Origin of the sequence: Kaistella sp. (genome assembly GCF_032060305.1) — a bacterium.
Classification (GTDB): Bacteria; Bacteroidota; Bacteroidia; order Flavobacteriales; family Weeksellaceae; genus Kaistella; species Kaistella yananensis.
The window spans coordinates 7,387-9,667 of sequence record NZ_DAMBHK010000079.1; the positions used below are offsets into that span (position 1 = coordinate 7,387).

General features: G+C 42.3%; 1 protein-coding gene. It reads left to right on the forward strand.

From position 1 onward, the window contains the following. Positions 1–101: 101 nt before the first annotated feature. The coding region (locus tag V5N63_RS10115; RefSeq protein WP_332033841.1) for a polyribonucleotide nucleotidyltransferase at positions 102–2,281 on the forward strand (2,180 nt) is incomplete at its 3' end.

The window sequence follows — 2,281 nt, forward strand, 5'->3', positions numbered from 1 at the left end:
ATCTAAGATTTTCAGTGATTTTAACTATCTTTGCCTCCGATAATTTAAAACGATTAAATATTAACCGCACTCATACGGAGTGCCAAAGACGAACAAATTTTATGAATGCTCCACAAGCAATTATTGAAACAATTCAATTAAAAGATGGTAGAGAAATCACCATCGAAACGGGGAAGCTGGCTAAGCAGGCCAACGGATCCGTAGTAGTAAGAATGGGCGGCACCATGCTTTTAGCAACCGTTGTTGCCAACAAAGAAGCAAGCCCGGGCGTAGATTTTCTTCCGTTAACGGTAGATTACAGAGAAAAATTCTATTCAGGAGGTAAAATCCCAGGAAACTTTTTCCGAAGAGAAGCAAGACCATCTGACGAAGAAATCCTTACAATGAGATTGGTAGACCGCGTTTTGCGTCCGCTTTTCCCGGAAGATTTCCACGCAGAGGTACAGGTAATGATTTCATTGATTTCTTACGATAAAGAAGTAATGCCGGAAGCCCTCGCAGGTTTAGCCGCTTCTGCAGCAATTGCCATTACCGATATCCCCTTCAACGGACCAATGTCGGAAGTAAGAGTGGTAAGAATTGATGGCGAACTTTCGGTAAACCCAAGTATCGTAGATCTTGCAAAAGCTGATCTGGATATTATGGTAGGTGCAACCAAAGATTCTATCGTTATGGTAGAAGGTATTATGGACGAAATTTCTGAGCAGGAAATGATCGAAGCGATCAAATTTGCGCATGAAGAAATTAAAGTTCAGGTTGCAGCACAGGAAAGACTTGCTGAGAGAGTAGGAAAAGCTTTCCCTAAAAGAGAATACAGCCACGAGACTCACGACGAAGAAATTCGCGCTAAAGTGTGGAAAGAAACTTTCGATAAAGTATATCAGGTTGCAAAAACCCCTTCTGCAAAAGAAGAAAGAGGTGAAAACTTCAAAGCTGTTTTAGATGAATTCTTAGCACAGTATTCTGAAGAAGAACTGGAAACAGTGAAGCCTTTCGCTAAAGTATACTTCCACGATGTGGAAAAAGAAGCGATGAGACAGATGATCCTTAACGACAAAATCCGTCTCGATGGCCGTACACCGGAAACCATCCGTCCGATTTGGTCAGAAGTTGATTATTTACCAGGAGCGCACGGGTCCTCAATCTTCACAAGAGGTGAAACCCAGTCTTTAACAGCAGTAACTTTAGGTTCTGTAAAAGACGCCAACATGGTAGATTCTGTAGCGATTAATTACGACGAGAAATTCTTCCTTCACTACAACTTCCCGCCGTTCTCTACCGGTGAAGCAAGACCTTTAAGAGGAACTTCAAGAAGAGAAGTAGGCCACGGAAACCTTGCACAGCGTGCACTACAGAACATTATCCCGAACGAGAATCCTTATACCATCCGTATCGTTTCTGATATTTTAGAATCTAACGGTTCTTCTTCAATGGCAACCGTTTGCGCCGGAACTTTAGCTTTGATGGATGCCGGTGTACAGATTACAAAACCGGTTTCGGGTATTGCCATGGGATTGGTAACTGATCCTGAATCAGGTAAGTTTACCGTACTTTCAGATATCTTAGGTGATGAAGATCACTTAGGTGATATGGATTTTAAAGTTACAGGAACTGCAGACGGAATCACAGCCTGCCAGATGGATATCAAAATCCAGGGGCTTTCTATGGACATCATGGAAACTGCTTTGAGACAAGCTAGAGAAGGTAGATTACACATTCTTGGAGAAATGTTGAAAACCATCGACAAACCAAGAGCAGATGTGAAACCACACGCTCCGAAAATGGAAGTACTTGAGATTCCTAAAGAGTTTATCGGTGCGGTTATCGGACCTGGCGGAAAAATCATTCAGCAGATGCAGAAAGATTTCGATACAGTTATTGCGATTGAAGAAATCGGTGAGATCGGTAGAATTGAAATCTCCGGCGTTAGCAGAGAGAATATCAATGCGACCATCGCTGCGATCAACGAAATTACTTTCGTACCAACAGTTGGTGAAGTTTATAACGGTAAAGTAGTGAAAGTTATGGATTTCGGTGCGTTTGTAGCAATTGCCAAAGGTACTGAAGGTCTTCTTCACATCTCCGAAATCGAATGGAGCAGATTAGACAAAGTTCCTTACAGCGAAGGTGATGAAGTGGAAGTGAAATTCATGGGTTATGATGACCGTAAGAAGATGAAACTTTCAAGAAAAGTGCTTTTACCAAGACCTTTAAGACCGGAACGTAAAGAAGGTGAAGGTGACAACCGCGAAAACCGTGGCCCAAGAAACGACAGAAGAGA